Raw genomic sequence first — 19,348 nt, forward strand, 5'->3', positions numbered from 1 at the left:
ATATCGACCATAATGAAAGACACCTATAAAACCATAACCACAGCCTCCCCTGAAGTCCTGTTTAAGGACCGGAATTCCAAGTTTTTTGGTTATGCTTTTCCGGTAAAGACAGAAGAAGAAGCAAATATTCAGTTAGAAGGATTAAAAACCAAACATCATAAAGCGCGACACTGGTGCTATGCCTGGCAGTTGGGAAAATCAGATTTTCAATATCGAGCCAATGATGATGGCGAACCATCTAATTCTGCCGGAATGCCTATTTACGGACAAATTCAGTCTTTTGAAGTTACTAATATTTTAGTTGTAGTGGTTCGCTATTTTGGCGGTGTAAAACTCGGGGTTGGCGGCTTGATAAATGCTTATAAAACCGCCGCACAGATGGCACTGGAAGAGGCGAATCTCGTAACCCGAACCATAGACGAGGTTTTTGAGATCAGTTTTGATTATCCTGAAATGAATATTGTGATGCGCTTAATTAAGGAAAACAATCTTAATATCATTGAACAAAAACTGGAGCTGGATTGCAAGATTTATATTTCAGTACGGAAAAAAGAAGCTGATCAGATCTTTGAAAAGTTTGATTCAACCTATAAGGTTGAGATTAAGAGGTTGAAAGAGTAAAATACTAGATAAATTAATTATTTGAAGAATTTAAATTGTAGTAAATGTCGTCAAGCTGAACTCGTTTCAGATTTTATCCCGAATGCACTTCGGGCATGAAAAAATTTCCAACAGCTTAGATCCTGAACAATCCCGAAGCTCCGGGACAGGATGTCGGAGTTTTATTTCAGCTTATCTAAAATATCCTGGGGGCAACGAATTGGTTTTTTAGTGTTGGAGTCCATAAAAACCAATGTTGTGTAAGCTTTTGTGATTAAGTCTTCACGTTGGTTAAAAACTAGATATTCAAAAGTAATTTTTACCGCCGGAAGTTCTTTTAATCCCACTTCAATTTTAAGTTCATCATCAAAAACTGCAGGTTTTAAAAACTTTGTATTCAGCTCATAGACAGGTAACATCACCCCATTTTCTTCCATAGACTTATACGAAATTCCAAGTGCCGAAAGCCAGTCTAAACGGGCAATTTCAAAGTATTGGGCATAATTACCGTGGTGCACCACACCCATTTGATCGGTTTCCGCATAACGGACTTTAACATAAGAAACGTGACTTTTCATATTGAATTTAACAGGTAAATTGAATGAGGTTTTGTACTTTCATAAGCGGAATTAAGTATGCACATAATTTTCTTAAAATTCAACCCTAAACCGGTTTTTTTATTACATAATTTGTTCACATATTTGTTCTACCAAAGTTGAGAGACTCCTAAATCTTTTAACTGCTAATAAACCACTACTAATCTAAAATAATACAACACAAAGCATGTCAAAAACTGCGCAATCAGTTTGGAATAGCTGTCTGGCTTTTATCAAAGATAACATCACTCCACAGGCTTATAAAACGTGGTTTGAACCTATACAAGCAGTAAAACTTACAGATTGTGCCCTTAGCATACAGGTGCCATCCAAGTTTTTTTACGAATGGTTAGAAGAACACTATGTTAAGCTCTTAAAAGTTTCTCTTACCAAAGAATTAGGCGAAAAAGCCAAATTGGTCTATGTGATCAAAATGGAAAATACCTATGGTAATAAAATGCCATTTACCGAGAAAATCCCGAGTACGCAGCGCAGTCATATGGCTTCCCAGGAAGTAGATGTGCCCTTAAAAAATAAGAACCCCGAATTAAAAAACCCTTTTATAATTCCGGGCATCAGAAATGTAAAAATCGAGTCTCAACTTAACCCGAGTTATAATTTTGAAAATTTCCTGGAAGGAGATTCCAACAGGTTAGCAAGATCAGCGGGATTAGCAGTAGCCAATAAACCGGGAGGGACTTCTTTTAATCCACTGCTAATTTTTGGTGGTGTGGGATTGGGAAAAACGCATTTAGCACACGCTATTGGGGTGGAAATAAAAGATAAATATCCGGAAAAGACGGTTTTATATATTTCTGCTGAAAAATTTACCCAGCAGTACATTGAGTCGGTAAAGAAAAATAACCGAAACGATTTTATTCATTTTTACCAGATTATTGATGTTTTAATCGTGGATGATATCCAGTTGCTTTCAGGAAAAGCAGGGACTCAGGATGTATTTTTCCACATTTTTAATCATTTACACCAAAACGGAAAACAGGTTATACTTACCAGTGATAAAGCACCGGTAGATATGCAGGATATTGAGCAACGCCTGCTTTCAAGATTTAAATGGGGACTTTCAGCTGAATTGCAACATCCCGATTTTGAAACTCGAATTTCTATTATTAAAAGCAAACTTTATCGTGACGGTGTAGAAATGCCGGAAGAAATTGTTGAGTTTTTAGCTAATAATATTAAAACCAATATCAGGGAACTGGAAGGCGCAATTATTTCGCTTATCGCCCACTCTTCTTTCAATAAAAAAGATATCACTTTAGAACTCGCAAAAAAGATCGTAGACAACTACGTGAAAAATACCAAGCGCGAAGTTTCTATAGATTATATACAAAAAGTAGTGAGCGATTATTTCCAGATGGATGTGCAAACTTTGCAGTCTAAAACCCGAAAAAGACATATTGTACAGGCGAGACAACTGGCAATGTTTTTTGCTAAAAAGTTCACCAAAGCTTCTTTGGCAAGTATTGGCTCTCAAATTGGAAAACGCGATCACGCCACGGTTTTACACGCCTGTAAAACGGTAGATAACCTTGCTACGACCGATAAGCAATTCAAAAAATTTGTTGAAGACCTCAACAAAAAACTTACCATATAAAAGCAATTTTATGAAGACTAAGGTATTGATGGTGTGCCTCGGCAATATTTGCAGATCACCGCTTGCCGAGGAAATTTTGAAATCTAAGGTGGACCAATCTAAGGTTTTTGTAGATTCGGCCGGGACCGGCGATTATCATATAGACGATGCGCCCGATCCCCGCTCTGTGGCAATTGCGAAAAAGAACAACCTGGATATCACCTACCAACGTGGAAGACAATTTCAGACAGAAGATTTTGATAAATTTGATCACATTTACGTGATGGATAATTCCAATTTTCAGGATGTAATGGCCCTGGCGAGAAATGATGAAGACCGGGCGAAAGTTCATTTAATTCTTAATGAAATATTCCCTTCTGAAAATGTAGATGTTCCAGATCCTTATTTTGGGGGCGATCACGGGTTTGAAAATGTGTACCAGATGCTTGATGAAGCCTGCGAAAAGATAGCTGCACAACTTAAAGAAGAAAACAAAGCTTAATGCCAGACTTCCAGTATTCCGGAAAACTTTACCTGATTCCCACAACTATGGGAGCGGCAAACCCAATGCAGGTTTTACCACAACAGGTGAAGGAAATTATGGAAAGCCTGGATATTTTTATTGCTGAAAATGAAAAAACCGCCAGAAGACATATAAAACAACTGGTGCCAGAGAAGCAACAATCTACTCTGAAATTTTTTCATCTAAATAAGTTCACTGAAGCCTCAGAAATTCCTTCGTTTTTAAATGAATGTAAAGAAGGAAAAAACATAGGTTTACTCAGTGAAGCCGGTTGTCCCGGTGTAGCAGATCCGGGTGCTGAAATTGTGAAAATCGCCCACAACGAAGGCATACAGGTAATTCCCTTAGTGGGGCCTTCCTCCATTCTACTGGCTATGATGGGCAGCGGAATGAACGGGCAGCGTTTTACTTTTAACGGGTATTTACCCATAGATAAAAAAGAGCGCAAAAAAGAAATTAAAGATTTAGAACGATTTTCTTTTGAAAAGCAGGAAGCGCAAATTTTTATTGAAACCCCTTACCGAAACAATAAGTTGCTTGAAGATCTGTTTCAACTCTTAAATCCCACGACCAGGCTGTGCGTGGCTTGTGATCTTACCCTTCCTACGGAATACATTATGACCAAACCGGTTTCAGAATGGAAGAAAACAAAAACAGACCTCCATAAGAGGCCTGCTATTTTTATCTTTCAGAGAGAAATTTAAGCCCTAAAAGCTTTGATATTCACTCTCGGGTTCTTCTCCGGTTCTACAAATGAAGTATCATAACCTCCGAACTTTTTCAAATAATTCCTGATTGAAGTTCCAAAAGCATCACTAAAAGACTGGGCGCCCCAGCTTCTAAGATATTTTTTTACACTTCCCGGTCCCGCAAGATGAGCAGCAGCAAGAATACCAGATTCGGTTACTTCTACCCCGTTAATTACTTTACCTTCAAAACGGGCAATATCACGAATTAAGATCCATTTGTTTCTGGAAGCATTGGTATAAAATGCCGCTTCCTGGAGTTGGGGTGAGTTAAGGAATTCTGCACTATTGTAAATGCCGAGTAATTCAAGGGTTCCAATACCAAACTGGTATTTCCCCATATAACCAAACTCATTAATTGTTTGATAATTTCCGCGAGATTCTTTAAAACCTACCGCTTCTTTAAAACCTACATAGGACTTTCCCAGTTCAGGTAACGCCCTTTCAAGGCTTTGATCTTTTACTAACTCGCTTTCCTCTACAAGGGCTACAGTATAGTTTAGATCTAAATTGGAAGTTGAATAACCTTCAATTTCCAAATTTGCTGCTTCTCTAGTTGAAAAACTGAAAAACATACAGCCTGCAAGAACAGGCAAGATTGAAAATTTTGCAATTTTCCTTCTCATTACATTTTGTTTCTGAAAGGTTAACGGTTTGGGCTAAAAACTTAAGCTTACGCCCCTTTCAATTTTGCCGTGCAAATGTACAACAAATTTTAAAAATCTGAAGCACAACCTGTTAAGTAAATTGTAAAGTTAAGTAAAGGCTTAACATCGCTCTAAGAAAGCGTAGGTAAAGGCGTTAGAGCTTTCTTAATAATTTTGAGCTAAAATTATTTTTATCTTTTTACACCTTGATTGTTGATCCAACGCACATATTCCTGCTTATTTCGATTATGCTGGGCTAAATTCTTCGCGAATTTATGGTACCCAAAGTTCTCTACATCGGCTACAAAATAGAAGTATTCGTGATCTTCATAATTAAGTACCGCATTTATTGCAGAAATATCGGGCATAAAAATTGGCCCCGGAGGTAATTCTTTATATATATAAGTATTATAAGGAGAATCTAATTCCAGATCTTTGTAAAGCACCCTTTTTATAATGGTATCCCATTTTTGAGTTTTATTTTTCAATGCGTAGATGACTGTAGGATCGGCATCTAATTTCCAGCCGTTTTTATAACGGTTCATATAAACCCCGGCTACTTTAGGGCGCTCGTCTACCTTAGCGGTTTCTTTATGAACTATGGAAGCTAATGTTGAAACTTCTTTAGGATTCAGGCCAATTTCTTCGGCTTTTTGCTTTTTTTCTTCGGTCCAAAAGCGATCGTATTCACGCTTCATTCGATCTCTAAATTCTTCAGCTGAAGTATTCCAGTAAAATTCATATTGATTAGGAATATACATAGCTAAAGCTTCGGCTTCAGTGAAATCATTTTCAGCTAAAAATTCTTTATCTTTAAAAGCTTCAATTAAAGTTGTACTGTCGGCTTCTATTTGCTGGGCAATCCTTCCCGCAAGATTTTCCAGACGTTCCTGGTTATTGAAAGTCAATTTAACCGGTACATTTCCACTTCGTAAAGCATTTACCAGGTCATTATTGTTCATTCCCGGTTTTATAGCATATCTCCCGGCTCTAATATTGGAAGCATAACCTTTTTTTCGGGCAACAAGATCAAAAGACTCCATATCTTCAACATAAGGCTGAAGGCTATCTATTACGATTTGATAATTTGCACCCGTAGGTACGTAAACCAACTTCTCTTCTCCTGAAAAACTAGTGTTTCCCGAAAAAATACTGGTATAAATATAATAGCTAAAAACAGAAAGGCCTATTAGCCCAAGAATGGCAATAGCCAGTAGAATTTTTTTGATGTACATTATTTTTTTATCAATTGATAGAGAATTTCGTCTTTAAATCCGTCTTCAGAATGGGTCCATTCTTTCTTTACACCTACTCGTTGGAAGCCCAGGTTTTCAAAAAGTTTTACGCTGTTCTCATTTCCTTCGGTAATATTTGCATAAACCTGGTGCATGGCAAGATGTGTAAAACAGTAATTACAAAGCAATTTTAGGGCTTCCGCACCATAACCTTTTCCGCGTTCAGAAGGATCAGCAATTAATATTCCCAGGGCTGCTCTCTGGTCTTTTGGCTCGAAGTCAAAAACGTCTATTAGGCCAACTTCATTATCCTGAAAATCACAAATTACCAAACGTAATTGTTTAATATCATAAATATCACGATGGGCGTTTTCCAGGTATTGTTTAATAAGAAAACGGGAATAAGGAGTTTGGGTTGCGCTTACTTCCCAAAAGTCTTCGGTATTCTCCACGGTATGGACAAAATCGAGATCTTCGGGCTCTAAAGCACGTAAGTAAACCTTATTCCCTCTTAAGCTTGACATACTATTTCTCCTTTAAAAACCTGGATTGCAGGGCCTGTTAACCAAACATTGGTATAAGTCTCGTTTTCCTTATTAAAGCTAACCGATAATTCACCTCCCGGAACAATTAGTTTTACAGTATTTGTATTTGCTTTCCCTGAAGCGTGGGCAGCTAAAGCAACTGCAGTAACCCCCGTTCCGCACGAAAGCGTTTCGTCTTCCACACCCCTTTCGTAAGTTCTAACCAAAAAGGTATTATCTTCCTGCATATCTACAAAGTTCACATTAGTACCGCCATTAGCTGCATATTCATCTGAATATCTAATCACAGCGCCTTCTTTTTTCACATCAAGATCGGGGACATTTTTAGTGAAAATTACGTGATGCGGAGAGCCGGTATCAAGAAAAGCACTGTTCCCCAGTTGTTTTATATCTGCAACGTTCTGCATTTGTAAACTAACCTGGTGGTTGGTAATCGTCGCTTTATGTGGACCATCTATTGCCGTAAAAGTGGCTTCATTTTCTATAATTCCAAGGAATTTTGCAAAAGCTACCAGGCAACGCCCGCCATTACCGCACATACTGCTTTCATTACCATCGGCATTAAAATATACCATTTTAAAATCGTCACCATCAACGTCAGGTTTTTCCAAAAGTATAAGTCCGTCACCGCCAATGCCAAATTTACGGTCACAAAGCTTTTTAATTATTCTGGTATTGTTTTTGGATAGTAGTTGTTGACGGTTGTCAATCATCACAAAATCGTTTCCGGTACCCTGATATTTATAAAATGGAATTTTCATTAGGTGAATTTTAAGGGCTACAAAGATACTATAAATAACACGATTTTGTGGCGTGTTAAAGGTCCGTTAAAGTTAAAAACTCAAAATACTAATATTATAATTTTAAAGTTGAATTTTATAAAAACATCAATGAAAATGAAAAATTTATCTAAACTACTTCTCGTTTCAATTCTGGGAGGCGCGCTGACTTTAGGGAGCTATAAAATGTTCTTTGAAGAAGAAACTCCGGCAGGTTTACCCCCGGTTTCTAACACCAGTACTGAATTAATCCCGGCAAATTATTCGGGAAATATCTACGGCACGAATGCCGATTTTACTGAAGCGGCCGAAAATACCGTTAATGGCGTTGTACACGTAAAAAACGTGGCCGTTTTTAAAGGTCCGCGTTCTATGAGAGATCTAATTCAGGGAAATCATGGTGGCGGAAAAGCACTACAGGGTGCCGGTTCGGGAGTTATTATATCTCCGGATGGCTATATTGTAACCAACAACCACGTAATTAGAGAAGCAAACGAGGTGGAAGTTACCTTAAACAATAACAAAACATACACCGCAGAGATTGTTGGTGCCGATGAAACTTCAGATATCGCTTTATTAAAAATTGATGCCGAAGGTTTAGATTATATTCCTTTTGGCGATTCTAACAATGTGAAACTCGGCGAATGGGTACTTGCGGTTGGAAATCCTTTTAACCTTAAATCTACGGTAACCGCGGGAATTATTAGTGCAACCGCCAGAGATTTAAACACCTACGATGCTACTCCGCAATCGTTTATACAAACAGATGCGGCAATCAACCCTGGTAATAGTGGGGGGGCCCTGGTAAATATTAATGGTGAACTGGTTGGTATTAATACTGCAATTACTTCCCAAACCGGAAGTTATATAGGTTACGCCTTCGCCGTACCATCTAATAATACCCGGAAGATCGTAGAAGATATTATGGAGTATGGTGATGTGCAAAAAGGTATTTTAGGAATTAAAGGTGGTAGCATTAACCCCAGGGCGGTAGAAGAATTTGGCCTCGAAACTACCCAGGGCGTTATGGTTGCTGAAGTAACCGAAGGAAGCGGCGCTGAAAAAGCCGGACTTAAACAAGGCGATATAATTAGAAAGTTAGATAATGTAGATATCAATAAATTCTCTGACCTAACGGGTTATATTAATTCCAAGCGTCCAAATGATGAAATTGAAGTGATATTTCTGAGGGATGGAGAGGAACGAGAAGCTAAAGTAACGCTAACCAAATTTGAAACTTATACCATAGAACCTATAAAGATTGAAGTTTCTAATGCAAGCAAGGAAGAATTACAGGCATTGAATGTTGAAAACGGGGTGAAAATTTACCGAACCCTTTCACCCAGGCTACCTGCACAAGAATTGGTAGGAACTATTATTACCGCCATAGATAATAAGAACGTATCAAGCGTAAGTGATGTGGAACGAATCTTTAGAAATAAAAATCTTGCCGAAGATATTGTGATTACCATAGTTGATAGAAATGGCGAAAAGCAGCGAATGGTTTGGCGCTAGAAAGCAAAGAATAATATTTACAAACTCCCTTGTAGTAAGGGAGTTTTTTTATACAAAAAATTCTTTACGAAAACGTTTGAAATATATACTTTTGCGACATTATTAAAACAACACAAACCACACATGAGCTTCAACAAAGTTTACGAAAAGGAACTTTCTTTTCAGGCAAACCGGCGCAAAGCGACCGTACAATTCATCAATATTATAAGTGATCTTTGGTACGATAAATCTATTGAGCTGGTCTTATTCAGAAATCAATTACTTAACCGAAATGTAAGCGATATTCTAAATCTACACGAATATGCCGGGGAATTTGTAGAAAAACCAATTTCAATATTTGATACGGTAGAAATAGCAAAAGCAATCCAGGATATGGATTTACCACCGGCAAAATTGGATATTGGGAAATTAACTTATGAGTACCATTTAGAAGACCAGGGACATTTAAATGCAATGGCTTTTGTTTCAGATAAACTGAAAGATGCCAAAAAATATGATAAAGTAGTTCCTAAAGATGTTGTGCTGTATGGCTTTGGACGTATTGGACGTTTAGTAGCCCGGGAACTTATGGCCAGAACCGGTAAGGGAAGTCAGTTGCGATTAAGAGCCATTGTAACCCGTGGTGCCGTAGACAAAAGCGTTCTGGAAAAACGTGCTTCTTTGCTTAAGAATGATTCAGTTCACGGGGATTTTTCAGGCACAGTGAGCATAGACGAAAAGAACAGTTCACTTATTATAAACGGTACCACCGTAAAAGTGATTTCCGCAGATAAACCTGAAGATATTGATTATACAAAATTCGGAATCAATAAAGCTTTGATTATAGACAACACCGGTGCTTTTCGGGACAAAGAAGCTTTAAGCCGGCATTTAAAAGCAAAAGGAGCGGCAAAGGTTTTACTTTCTGCTCCCGGTAAAGGAATTCCCAATATTGTGCACGGTGTAAACCATAAAGAACATAATCCCGATAAAATTTCAATTTTCTCTGCAGCCTCCTGTACCACCAATGCGATTACTCCGGTTTTAAAAGCGGTTCAGGATACTCTAGGCGTGGTTCATGGGCATTTAGAGACCATTCACGCCTACACGAACGACCAAAACTTGGTAGACAATATGCACAGTAAATACCGCCGTGGTCGTGCTGCTGCTCTTAATATGGTAATTACCGAAACCGGTGCCGGGAAAGCTGTAGCAAAGGCCTTACCGGTTTTTGAAGGAAAATTAACATCAAACGCAATTAGGGTTCCTGTCCCAAATGGTTCGCTTGCGATTCTAAATCTGGAAATTGAAGGTCAAACCACTGTTGAAGATGTAAATAATATTTTAAAGAAATACGCGTTGGAAGGCGAGCTGGTGGAACAAATTAAATATTCACTGGATAATGAGTTGGTATCATCAGACATTGTGGGTTCTAACGCCCCGGCAATTTATGATAGTAAGGCTACTATAGTTTCCGCAGATAGGAAAAATGTGATTCTTTATATTTGGTATGATAACGAATATGGTTACAGCCACCAATTAATAAGGCTGGCAAAGTATATCGCGAAAGTGAGAAGGTTTACTTATTACTAATATTTGGTATAAGCGAAATTACCGAAAAACCCACCTAAATTTGGTGGGTTTTCTATTGGGAATGCTTTACATTTGCGCGCTCAAATTATTAATTTAAAGGAATTTATAAAAATTAGATTCAAAATAGCGAGGTCTTTTACAATAAGTAAAAAAAGAAGGCGTTCAAGCATATAAATTCCAACCAGAAAAACCCAAATGATGCGTAACATTATTTTTTCAAGTTTACTTTTAATATTTTCAGTCAGTTTTTTATCGGCTCAGGATTCCTTGGCTACCTCTAATTTTATTGAAGATGAATTTGACAATCTTATTGAATCTTCAAATAATTACCAGGGCTACAAAGTGGTAGACTATGATGCTTTAATTGAATTACGGGATAATACAAAACGCCACGTTCAGGATTTAAAGAACGAGCTTCAGGAAGAGCAAAGCACTATTTCCAGTCAAAATGAAGAAATCGAAAACCTTGAAAATCAATTAGCAGAAACCCAGGAAGACCTTCAACGCGTAAATGAAGAAAAGGATGCGATCAAGTTTCTTGGAATGCCTTTCAGCAAAGGAAGTTATATGGCTTTAATGTGGGGGATTGTTGGTGTCCTTATCCTGGCGCTACTTTTCTTTATCTATAAGTTTAAAAACTCCAATTCGACTACCAAAGAAGCAAGACATAGACTAGACGAAACCGAAAAAGAGTTTGACCTTTATCGCGCAAAAGCTTTAGAAAAAGAACAACGTTTAGGTCGCATGCTCCAGGACGAGAAGAATAAAGCCAAGGATTAACTTTTTCTTCAGCTAAACTTTTAATTCTCATCTTTGCATTTTATAAGAAAGTATGCGCATAGATATTATAACGGTAGTGCCGGATTTGCTCAAAAGCCCTTTTGAAGCTTCAATTTTAAAAAGAGCTATAGAAAACGGCCACGTAGAAATTCAACTTCATAATTTAAGAGATTATGTTACCGACAACTACAAACAAATTGATGACTACCAATTTGGAGGTGGCGCCGGAATGGTGATGATGGTAGAACCTATAGATAAGTGTATTTCAGACCTAAAAAGTCAGCGGGATTATGATGAAGTAATTTATATGAGTCCCGATGGAGATCGTTTTGATCAAAAAACAGCAAATACACTCTCTTTAAAGGAAAACTTAATTATTCTTTGCGGACATTACAAAGGAGTGGACCAACGTGTTCGTGATCATTTTATCACTAAGGAAATATCTATTGGCGATTATGTGCTTTCCGGTGGGGAACTTGGTGCTGCGGTGGTCTGTGATGCTATTATAAGGCTTATTCCCGGAGTTTTGGGTAATGAGACCTCTGCCCTAACTGATTCTTTTCAGGATAATTTACTGGCTCCTCCGGTTTATACAAGGCCTGCAGAATATAAGGGATGGAAAGTTCCGGAGATTTTAACCTCGGGGAATTTTCCGAAGATAGAAGCCTGGCGGGAAGAAAAAGCCTGGGAGCGAACCAAACGCTTAAGGCCTGATCTTTTGGATGAAACAGAAAAATAATTGCAATTTCTCAGTTGCATTATAAATTAAAATTAATACTTTTGCACTCGTTCTAAAATAACCTCTGGCGAGGTCCGTGAATGTTGTTTTAGATTTTACATTAAATAAGAAATTATGGAATCGTTAATTAAGTACGTACAAGACGAATTCGTTGAAAGAAAAGATTTACCTGAATTTTCTGCAGGTGATACCATTACCGTGTATTACGAAATTAAAGAGGGTCAAAAAACCCGTACCCAGTTTTTTAAAGGGGTAGTAATTCAAAAAAGAGGTAGCGGTGCTTCACAAACTTTCACCATTAGAAAAATGAGTGGAACTGTTGGAGTAGAAAGAATTTTTCCTTTAAACCTTCCTGCAATTCAAAAAATTGAATTGAACAAACGAGGAAAAGTAAGGAGAGCTCGTATTTATTACTTTAGAGAACTTACCGGGAAAAAAGCTCGTATTAAGGAAGCTAAAAGATAGAATACATCTTATTCAAATTATAGAAAGCCCCGTAACTCGGGGCTTTTTTTATACTTAAATATCAGCAATCAATATAGCTTCAAGTTCCTGTATAACAAAAAGTTAAAAATTTTATTTTACTATTCTTTTGTTGTATATTTAATATGGAGTTTAGTTGAAGGGAATGACAAAAGGATTTCTTATTAAATTGAAATTCCGCGTAAAGTCTAAAAATCTTTACATATGGTTTTTATCTTCTATATAACGCTCATGTTTTGCCAGGTCAAAAATAGTTTGAAAGATAAAAACCCCTTAGATTCAGAAATATAACTTCTCGAAGTTTTAATTTTTGAATCATTGAAATAATGCACACCGGGATTTTTCCCTTAATGAATTTCGAAAATTCAGTGAGAACGTATTATTTCAGTAGAAGCCATTTCATTTTAGTTATTAAGATGAAGTGGCTTTTTTCATGCCTTTTTTGGAATAATTAACAAGCTTTAATCTTGCTTCAGCTATGATAAAAGCTTGAAAAATATTATATTGCGCAGAGCTCGAACGCCCAGTGAAAATTGGGCGTTTATTGAGTTTAGACATTTCAAAATTAATCAGCTATAAAAATTACAAAATGACACAGATTGGAAAGATCATTTATACCAAAACAGATGAAGCTCCGGCTTTAGCTACCTATTCTTTTTATCCTATTGTAAAGTCGTATACCAAAGCGGCAAATGTAGGGATGGAAACCAAGGATATCTCCCTGGCAGGTAGAATTTTATCTCAATTTCCACAGTACCTTTCAGCCGATCAAAAAGTAAGTGATGACCTGGCCGAACTTGGAGATTTGGCTAAAAAACCTGAAGCCAACATCATTAAGTTACCTAATATTAGTGCTTCTATTCCGCAGTTAAAAGCTGCCATTAAAGAACTTCAGGAGAAAGGATATAAATTACCAGATTACCCGGATGAACCTTCAAATGATGAAGAAAAGAATATCCAGACCACTTATGATAAAGTAAAAGGTAGTGCCGTAAATCCGGTGCTACGTGAAGGAAATTCAGATAGACGAGCTCCAAAAGCTGTAAAGAATTTTGCAAAAAAACATCCTCATTCTATGGGAGAATGGAGTTCAGATTCCAAATCTCATGTGTCGACAATGAACGGTGGTGATTTTAAAGCTAATGAAAAATCTTTAACCTTAAGTGAAGAAACCGATGTAAAAATTGAGTTTACTTCTAAAAGTGGAGACAAAAAAGTGCTCAAAGATAACCTGCACCTGCTTAAAGGCGAAGTTATTGATGCTACTTTAATGAGTAAAAAAGCGCTTCTACAGTTTCTTAGAGAACAGGTAAAAGATGCTAAGGAAAAAGGAGTGCTATTTTCTTTACATATGAAAGCCACGATGATGAAGGTTTCTGACCCCATTATTTTTGGTCACGCAGTACGTGTATTTTTTGAAGATGTTTTCACTGAATATGGAGAAGAACTTAAAAATGCAGGCGCCGATCCAAACAGCGGACTTGGAGATGTATTGAATGCCATTGAAAAACTTCCGGCAGATAAAAAAGCTGAAATTGAAGCTAAAATTAAGGCCGATATTGCAGAAGGTCCCGATTTAGCGATGGTAAATTCTGATAAAGGAATTACTAATCTTCATGTTCCAAGTGATGTAATTATCGATGCCTCAATGCCGGCAATGATAAGAACTTCAGGCCAGATGTGGAATAAAAATAACGAAACCCAGGATACCAAGGCGGTAATTCCAGATAGTAGTTATGCTCCACTTTACCAGGAAACGATTGAATTCTGCCAAAAACACGGCGCTTTTGATCCCACTACAATGGGAACTGTTCCAAACGTAGGTTTAATGGCTCAAAAAGCTGAAGAATATGGTTCTCACGATAAAACTTTTGAAATTTCTAATGCTGGTACCGTACGTGTGGTAGATAAAAACGGAAAAGTTTTAACCGAGCACGAAGTGGAAGAAGGAGATATCTGGCGAATGTGCCAGGTAAAGGATGCACCGGTACAGGACTGGATTAAGTTAGCGGTAAACCGGGCAAAAGCTACAGGTTGGCCGGCAATTTTCTGGTTAGATAAAAACCGCGCTCACGATGCAGAACTCATCAAAAAAGTAAATGAATATCTGCCAAATCATGATACCTCTGGTGTAGACATTAAAATAATGTCAGTTGCTGAAGCAACAAAATATACTTTGGAACGGGTCAAAGCCGGAGAAAATACGATTTCTGTTACCGGTAACGTATTAAGAGATTATTTAACCGACCTTTTCCCAATTTTAGAAGTAGGAACGAGTGCAAAAATGCTCTCTGTCGTTCCGCTTATGAATGGTGGTGGTTTGTTTGAAACCGGTGCCGGTGGATCAGCCCCAAAACACGTACAACAGTTCCTTAAGGAAGGCCACCTGCGTTGGGATTCTCTTGGAGAATTTCTTGCACTTGCAGCTTCTTTGGAGCATTTAGGTGAAAAATATGAGAATAAAAAAGCCCTGGTACTTTCTGAAGCTTTAGATGACGCAACCAATAAATTCCTTGAGAACAGTAAATCGCCATCCAGAAAAGTGAATGAACTGGATAATCGCGGTAGCCATTTTTACCTGGCTCTATACTGGGCTCAGGCATTGGCCGCACAAGATAAAGATGCTGAGCTAAAACAGCATTTCGCTAATGTTGCTTCAAAATTAGAGGAAAACGAAGAGCAAATCAATAAGGAATTAATCGATGCTCAGGGATCTTCGGTAGATATTGGAGGCTATTATAAACCAGACGAAGATCTTACTTCTAAGGCGATGAGACCCAGCAAATTGTTGAATGATATTCTAGGATAAACTAGTTAGAATTTTAATAGATTATAAAGCCGGGAAGTAATTTTCCGGCTTTTTTATTATTTCTTTGTTTAATGTTTTTAAACAAATCTTAATAATTTCTGTAAATTTTTAATTTGCTCTGTTTCTACACTATCTTTACATGAAAAATTTGAACTTATCATTTCACTTTCCGCTTTTACTCTTTTTCCTATGTATCTCAATGGGAATCAATGCTCAGGAAACCTATACGCTTAAAGGAACCATCACCAACGCATCTAGTAATGAAACATTAATAGGAGTAAATGTTATTATTCCCGAAGAACAAAAAGGTGTGGTTACTAATGAATACGGTTTCTATTCCATAAAACTACCCGAAGGCACGTATACACTTGAAATTTCTTACCTGGGTTTTCAAACGATAAGCGAAACAATTACAATTTCAGAAGATACTACCTTTAATACCGAAATGACTGAAGGTTCTGAAAGTTTAGACGAGGTTGTTATAAAATCTAATAATGAAGGTATTAATATTAAGAGCCCGGAAATGAGCGTTAATAAACTTTCTATAAATACAATTCAGAAATTACCGGTTGTATTTGGTGAAGTAGATATCGTAAAATCTTTATTGCTTCTACCGGGAGTTTCTAATGCAGGAGAAGGTGCTTCGGGCTTTAATGTACGGGGTGGTGCGGTAGATCAAAACCTAATTTTATTAGATGAAGCTACTATTTTTAATTCATCTCACCTTTTCGGTTTCTTTTCGGTTTTTAATCCAGATGCCGTAAAAGATTTAAAACTTTACAAAGGTGGAATTCCGGCCAAATATGGCGGCAGGGTATCATCGGTCCTGGATATTTACCAGCGTGACGGAAATAGTAAAGAGTTTAAAGCACAAGGCGGAATTGGGGTGATTTCAAGCAGATTACTGGCTGAAGGACCTATTGTGAAAGATAAAGGTTCCTTCCTGGTTGCTGGCCGCAGTTCGTATGCGCACTTATTTCTGAAACTGGCCGATAATCCAAACTCTGCTTACTTCTATGATCTCAACACCAAACTGACTTATAAATTAAATGATGAAAATAAATTACTGTTTTCAGGATATTTTGGTCGCGACGTTTTTGATATCAACCAGAATTTCCTGAATACCTACGGGAATTCAGTCTTTAACCTTAGATGGAATCACGTGGTTTCAGATGATATTTTTACCAATTTATCACTTATTTACAGTGATTATTACTACGGACTAACCCTCAATTTTGTGGGCTTCAATTGGGACAGTGGTATTAAAAATCTAAATATTAAATATGATTTTAACCATTATTTAAACGATACTTTTCAACTAGAATACGGGCTTCATAGCACTTATCACGAATTTAACCCGGGTGAGATTGCTCCAATAGATGAAAATTCTGGCATTAATTTCTTTAAACTTACCAATAAATATGCGCTTGAAAATGCAGCTTACTTTTCGGTAGAACATAATATTTCAGATAAACTTACGGCAGAATATGGTCTTAGGTTTAGTAATTTTTTACGACTGGGACAGGAAAGTTTAAATGAATATGAAAATGACAACCCGATTATTTACAATGAAGCACTTGATATTTATGAGGAAGCACAACCTGTAGACCAGAATTCCTATTCCAGGTCTGAGGTTATAAAAACTTATTCCAACCTTGAACCAAGATTGGCATTAGCATATAATTTCAGCGAAAATCAGTCCTTTAAAGCGAGCTATAACAGGATGGCGCAGTATTTACATTTAATCTCTAATACCAACTCTCCCACTCCATTAGATGTGTGGGCCCCCAGTGGACCTTTTATTAAACCTCAAATTCTTGACCAATACGCACTGGGATATTTTCGAAATATTAATGACGGAAAATATAGTTTAGAGACTGAAGTTTTCTATAAGGATATTCAAAACCGTATAGATTACGTAAATGGAGCAAACCTTATCGCGAATGATAATATTGAAACTATAATTTTAAATGGGAGATCGCGGGCTTATGGTCTTGAACTTTTAGCTAAGAAAAACGAAGGGCGGTTTACCGGCTGGGTAGCCTACACTTTGTCCAGATCTGAACAACAAACTCCCGGGAGAACGGCGGTTGAAAGCGGAATTAATAATGGAAAGTGGTACGCTACCAATTATGATAAAACACACGACATAAGTCTTACCGCCTCTTACGATTATAATAAAAAATGGGATTTTAGCGCAAATTTTGCTTTTCAAACCGGTTTACCGGTTACGTACCCTATGGGACAATATGATTTTAACGGAATAAATGTCCCGGTTTATGGAGATAGAAACAGTAATAGATTACCGGCCTACCACAGGCTCGATCTTTCAGCTACCTATATCCCGAAACCTAATAAAAAACAAGGTTTTCAATCTTCATGGAATTTTGGCATTTACAATGTTTACAACAGAAAAAACGCTAATTCTATAAGTTTTAGAGAGAATGACGATACCGGAAGAAACGAATCGGCAAAATTAAGCCTGTTCGGAATTATTCCTTCCATAACCTATAATTTCAATTTTTAAGATGAAAAATTTATATATTATATCACTTTTAGCCCTTCTTTTTACTTTCACTTCCTGTGAGGAAGTAATAGATTTAGATTTGGAGGAAAGTGAACCAAGATTAGTTATTGATGCATCTATGCTCTGGTACCTGGGTACTCCTGGGAATAATCAGCAAATAAAATTATCAGAGACCATTGGCTTTTACGAAGAAGGAGTTGAACCCGTAACTGATGCAGAAGTTATTATTAATACAGGTAATGGCGAAGAATTTATATTTGCACACCAGGAAAATGGTATATACCTGAATTCCAATTTTATTCCGGAATTTGATAAAAATTATACACTGGAAATAAATTATAATGACCAGCTTTACACGGCTACGTCCAGTTTTGTTCCTGTAGCAGGTATAGATTATATTGAGCAAAACAACGAAGGCGGGTTTACCCGGGAAGACCTTGAAGTTGAAGTATTTTTTACCGACCCGGCCGGGCAAGACAATTTTTATCTCTTTAGCTTTAGTAATATATCTACTTCAAAATTTACCCTGGAAATTTATGAAGATGAATTTACAGACGGCAACCAGGTTTCCACTAACTATTCTAACGAAGATTTGGCCGCAGAAAATGAAATTCATATTACTATGGAAGGAATTTCAGAGGCCTTTTATAATTATCTATACATACTTCGCTCCCAGGGAGGCAATAGCGGTGGAGGCCCGTTTCAATCCCCACCAGCAACAGTTAAAGGAAATATAGTAAACCAAACCAATCCCGAAAATTACCCATTTGGATACTTTAGACTTTCAGAAGTCGATTCTACTACATATATTGTGCAGTAAGAAATTAAAATGAAACATACTAACAAAAAAATATTAGGAAAAGGAGTTAAGTACCTGGCGTTTGCCTTGCCCCTAAGCTTAATAGGCCCTTCAGTACTGTTTACCGCATTTAATAATCAGGATCATCCATATTATATACCTGTATTAATCGTAGGGATTATTGCTCTTATAGCAGCAATATTTTTAATGTTTCGAGGAATTATGACCATTGTAAAATCAATTTTCGACTAAAACAATACACCTTAAAAGAACTCCCAATAAAATGAAGTTATAATACTAAGGCTTATTTATACTAATATAAGCTGAAGTTTATCAACCTGTTCTAAGCAAATAATCGATAAATCGATAGCTCTTAAGTGCTTTCCTTTAGACTTTAATCTATCTATATACTCTATCCTATATTTATAAAATTAGTTTGAAGAAACTGGGATATTTTATTCCTTCACTTTACCGCATAAAAAAAACCCTTCATCAAATGAATGATGAAGGGTTCTAAAGAAAGGCGGTGACATACTCTCCCACAAATAGCAGTACCATCTGCGCTAACGGGCTTAACTTCTCTGTTCGGAATGGGAAGAGGTGAGCCCCGTTGCCATAACCACCTTAAGTCTTTGAGTTTGGCATAAAACGTCTTGAAACATCCTATCCAACTCCTAATAACGTTGACATATTTAAGAAACAAAAAATAAAGAAATACTGCGGTAAGCATTCAAGTGCTTCCCATCCCTTGCAGGATAGGAAGCATCGCATCAAGCTTTACGGATTATTAGTACCACTCGGCTATGACATTGCTGCCTTTACACCTATGGCCTATCAACGTGGTCGTCTCCCACGGTCC

General features: G+C 37.2%; 18 protein-coding genes and 2 rRNA genes. 13 read left to right on the forward strand and 7 right to left on the reverse strand.

The features are described 5' to 3' along the window. Positions 1 to 12 precede the first annotated feature (12 nt). Complete coding sequence (locus B5X53_RS14945; RefSeq protein WP_079714040.1) at positions 13 to 621, forward strand: IMPACT family protein; 609 nt, start codon at positions 13 to 15, stop codon at positions 619 to 621. A gap of 161 nt (positions 622 to 782) precedes the next feature. On the opposite strand, the gene B5X53_RS14950 is transcribed toward B5X53_RS14945, so the two are convergent. After that, positions 783 to 1,178: an acyl-CoA thioesterase gene (locus B5X53_RS14950; protein WP_079714041.1), complete on the reverse strand. Its 396-nt coding sequence runs from the start codon at positions 1,176 to 1,178 to the stop codon at positions 783 to 785. A gap of 205 nt (positions 1,179 to 1,383) precedes the next feature. Between B5X53_RS14950 and dnaA the strand changes: the two genes are divergently transcribed. Genes dnaA through B5X53_RS14965 form a run of 3 tightly spaced genes read left to right on the forward strand, consistent with a single transcriptional unit; the run spans position 1,384 to position 4,017 of the window. Continuing rightward, entirely contained in the window at positions 1,384 to 2,811 is a 1,428-nt protein-coding gene (dnaA, locus tag B5X53_RS14955) for a chromosomal replication initiator protein DnaA (RefSeq protein WP_079714042.1), read from the forward strand. 10 nt (positions 2,812 to 2,821) lie between these two features. Continuing rightward, positions 2,822 to 3,292, forward strand: coding sequence for a low molecular weight protein-tyrosine-phosphatase (locus B5X53_RS14960; RefSeq protein WP_079714043.1), 471 nt, complete (start codon positions 2,822 to 2,824; stop codon positions 3,290 to 3,292). Continuing rightward, complete coding sequence (locus B5X53_RS14965; protein WP_079714044.1) at positions 3,292 to 4,017, forward strand: SAM-dependent methyltransferase; 726 nt, start codon at positions 3,292 to 3,294, stop codon at positions 4,015 to 4,017. Before B5X53_RS14960 ends, B5X53_RS14965 begins: the two co-directional genes overlap by 1 nt. On the opposite strand, the gene B5X53_RS14970 is transcribed toward B5X53_RS14965, so the two are convergent. The 4 genes from B5X53_RS14970 to dapF form a co-directional block, all read right to left on the reverse strand. Next, positions 4,014 to 4,685, reverse strand: a complete 672-nt coding sequence (locus tag B5X53_RS14970) for a peptidoglycan-binding protein LysM (RefSeq protein ID WP_079714045.1) — start codon at positions 4,683 to 4,685, stop codon at positions 4,014 to 4,016. The two genes, B5X53_RS14965 and B5X53_RS14970, sit on opposite strands and share 4 nt — an antisense overlap. Positions 4,686 to 4,897: 212 nt before the next feature. Then, positions 4,898 to 5,941, reverse strand: a complete 1,044-nt coding sequence (gene mltG, locus B5X53_RS14975) for an endolytic transglycosylase MltG (protein WP_079714046.1) — start codon at positions 5,939 to 5,941, stop codon at positions 4,898 to 4,900. Continuing rightward, on the reverse strand, positions 5,941 to 6,465 hold the full coding sequence (locus B5X53_RS14980; protein WP_079714047.1) for a GNAT family N-acetyltransferase: 525 nt from the start codon (positions 6,463 to 6,465) through the stop codon (positions 5,941 to 5,943). The genes mltG and B5X53_RS14980 overlap by 1 nt, the downstream gene beginning before the upstream one ends. Next, positions 6,453 to 7,247, reverse strand: coding sequence for a diaminopimelate epimerase (gene dapF / locus B5X53_RS14985; RefSeq protein WP_079714048.1), 795 nt, complete (start codon positions 7,245 to 7,247; stop codon positions 6,453 to 6,455). Before dapF ends, B5X53_RS14980 begins: the two co-directional genes overlap by 13 nt. A gap of 135 nt (positions 7,248 to 7,382) precedes the next feature. Here dapF and B5X53_RS14990 point away from each other — a divergent pair, with 135 nt between their 5' ends. The 9 genes from B5X53_RS14990 to B5X53_RS15030 all read left to right on the forward strand — a co-directional run bounded on the left by B5X53_RS14990 (position 7,383) and on the right by B5X53_RS15030 (position 18,741). Then, entirely contained in the window at positions 7,383 to 8,780 is a 1,398-nt protein-coding gene (locus tag B5X53_RS14990; protein ID WP_079714059.1) for a S1C family serine protease, read from the forward strand. 123 nt (positions 8,781 to 8,903) lie between these two features. Beyond that, positions 8,904 to 10,352 (forward strand): glyceraldehyde-3-phosphate dehydrogenase, encoded by a 1,449-nt coding sequence (locus B5X53_RS14995; protein ID WP_079714050.1) that lies wholly within the window; start codon positions 8,904 to 8,906, stop codon positions 10,350 to 10,352. Positions 10,353 to 10,547: 195 nt separating this feature from the next. Beyond that, complete coding sequence (locus B5X53_RS15000; protein ID WP_232764076.1) at positions 10,548 to 11,132, forward strand: hypothetical protein; 585 nt, start codon at positions 10,548 to 10,550, stop codon at positions 11,130 to 11,132. A 52-nt stretch (positions 11,133 to 11,184) separates the two neighbouring features. Next, positions 11,185 to 11,871, forward strand: a complete 687-nt coding sequence (gene trmD, locus B5X53_RS15005) for a tRNA (guanosine(37)-N1)-methyltransferase TrmD (protein WP_079714051.1) — start codon at positions 11,185 to 11,187, stop codon at positions 11,869 to 11,871. A 114-nt stretch (positions 11,872 to 11,985) separates the two neighbouring features. Further along, positions 11,986 to 12,336, forward strand: coding sequence for a 50S ribosomal protein L19 (gene rplS, locus B5X53_RS15010; RefSeq protein ID WP_037319936.1), 351 nt, complete (start codon positions 11,986 to 11,988; stop codon positions 12,334 to 12,336). Positions 12,337 to 12,943: 607 nt separating this feature from the next. Next, positions 12,944 to 15,163 (forward strand): NADP-dependent isocitrate dehydrogenase, encoded by a 2,220-nt coding sequence (locus B5X53_RS15015; RefSeq protein WP_079714053.1) that lies wholly within the window; start codon positions 12,944 to 12,946, stop codon positions 15,161 to 15,163. Between the two features lie 199 nt (positions 15,164 to 15,362). Further along, positions 15,363 to 17,690 (forward strand): TonB-dependent receptor, encoded by a 2,328-nt coding sequence (locus tag B5X53_RS15020; protein ID WP_232764077.1) that lies wholly within the window; start codon positions 15,363 to 15,365, stop codon positions 17,688 to 17,690. Between the two features lies 1 nt (position 17,691). Further along, positions 17,692 to 18,510, forward strand: coding sequence for a DUF4249 domain-containing protein (locus tag B5X53_RS15025; RefSeq protein WP_079714056.1), 819 nt, complete (start codon positions 17,692 to 17,694; stop codon positions 18,508 to 18,510). Positions 18,511 to 18,519: 9 nt separating this feature from the next. Further along, complete coding sequence (locus B5X53_RS15030; protein WP_075327581.1) at positions 18,520 to 18,741, forward strand: DUF6095 family protein; 222 nt, start codon at positions 18,520 to 18,522, stop codon at positions 18,739 to 18,741. Between the two features lie 266 nt (positions 18,742 to 19,007). Here the strand turns inward: B5X53_RS15030 and rrf are convergent. Together rrf and B5X53_RS15040 are read right to left on the reverse strand one after the other, a co-directional pair. Next, a 5S ribosomal RNA gene (gene rrf, locus B5X53_RS15035) occupies positions 19,008 to 19,116 on the reverse strand. Between the two features lie 139 nt (positions 19,117 to 19,255). Continuing rightward, positions 19,256 to 19,348: ribosomal RNA gene (locus tag B5X53_RS15040) — 23S ribosomal RNA — on the reverse strand; the annotation flags it as partial.

This window comes from Salegentibacter salinarum (genome assembly GCF_900168115.1).
Classification (GTDB): domain Bacteria; phylum Bacteroidota; class Bacteroidia; order Flavobacteriales; family Flavobacteriaceae; genus Salegentibacter; species Salegentibacter salinarum.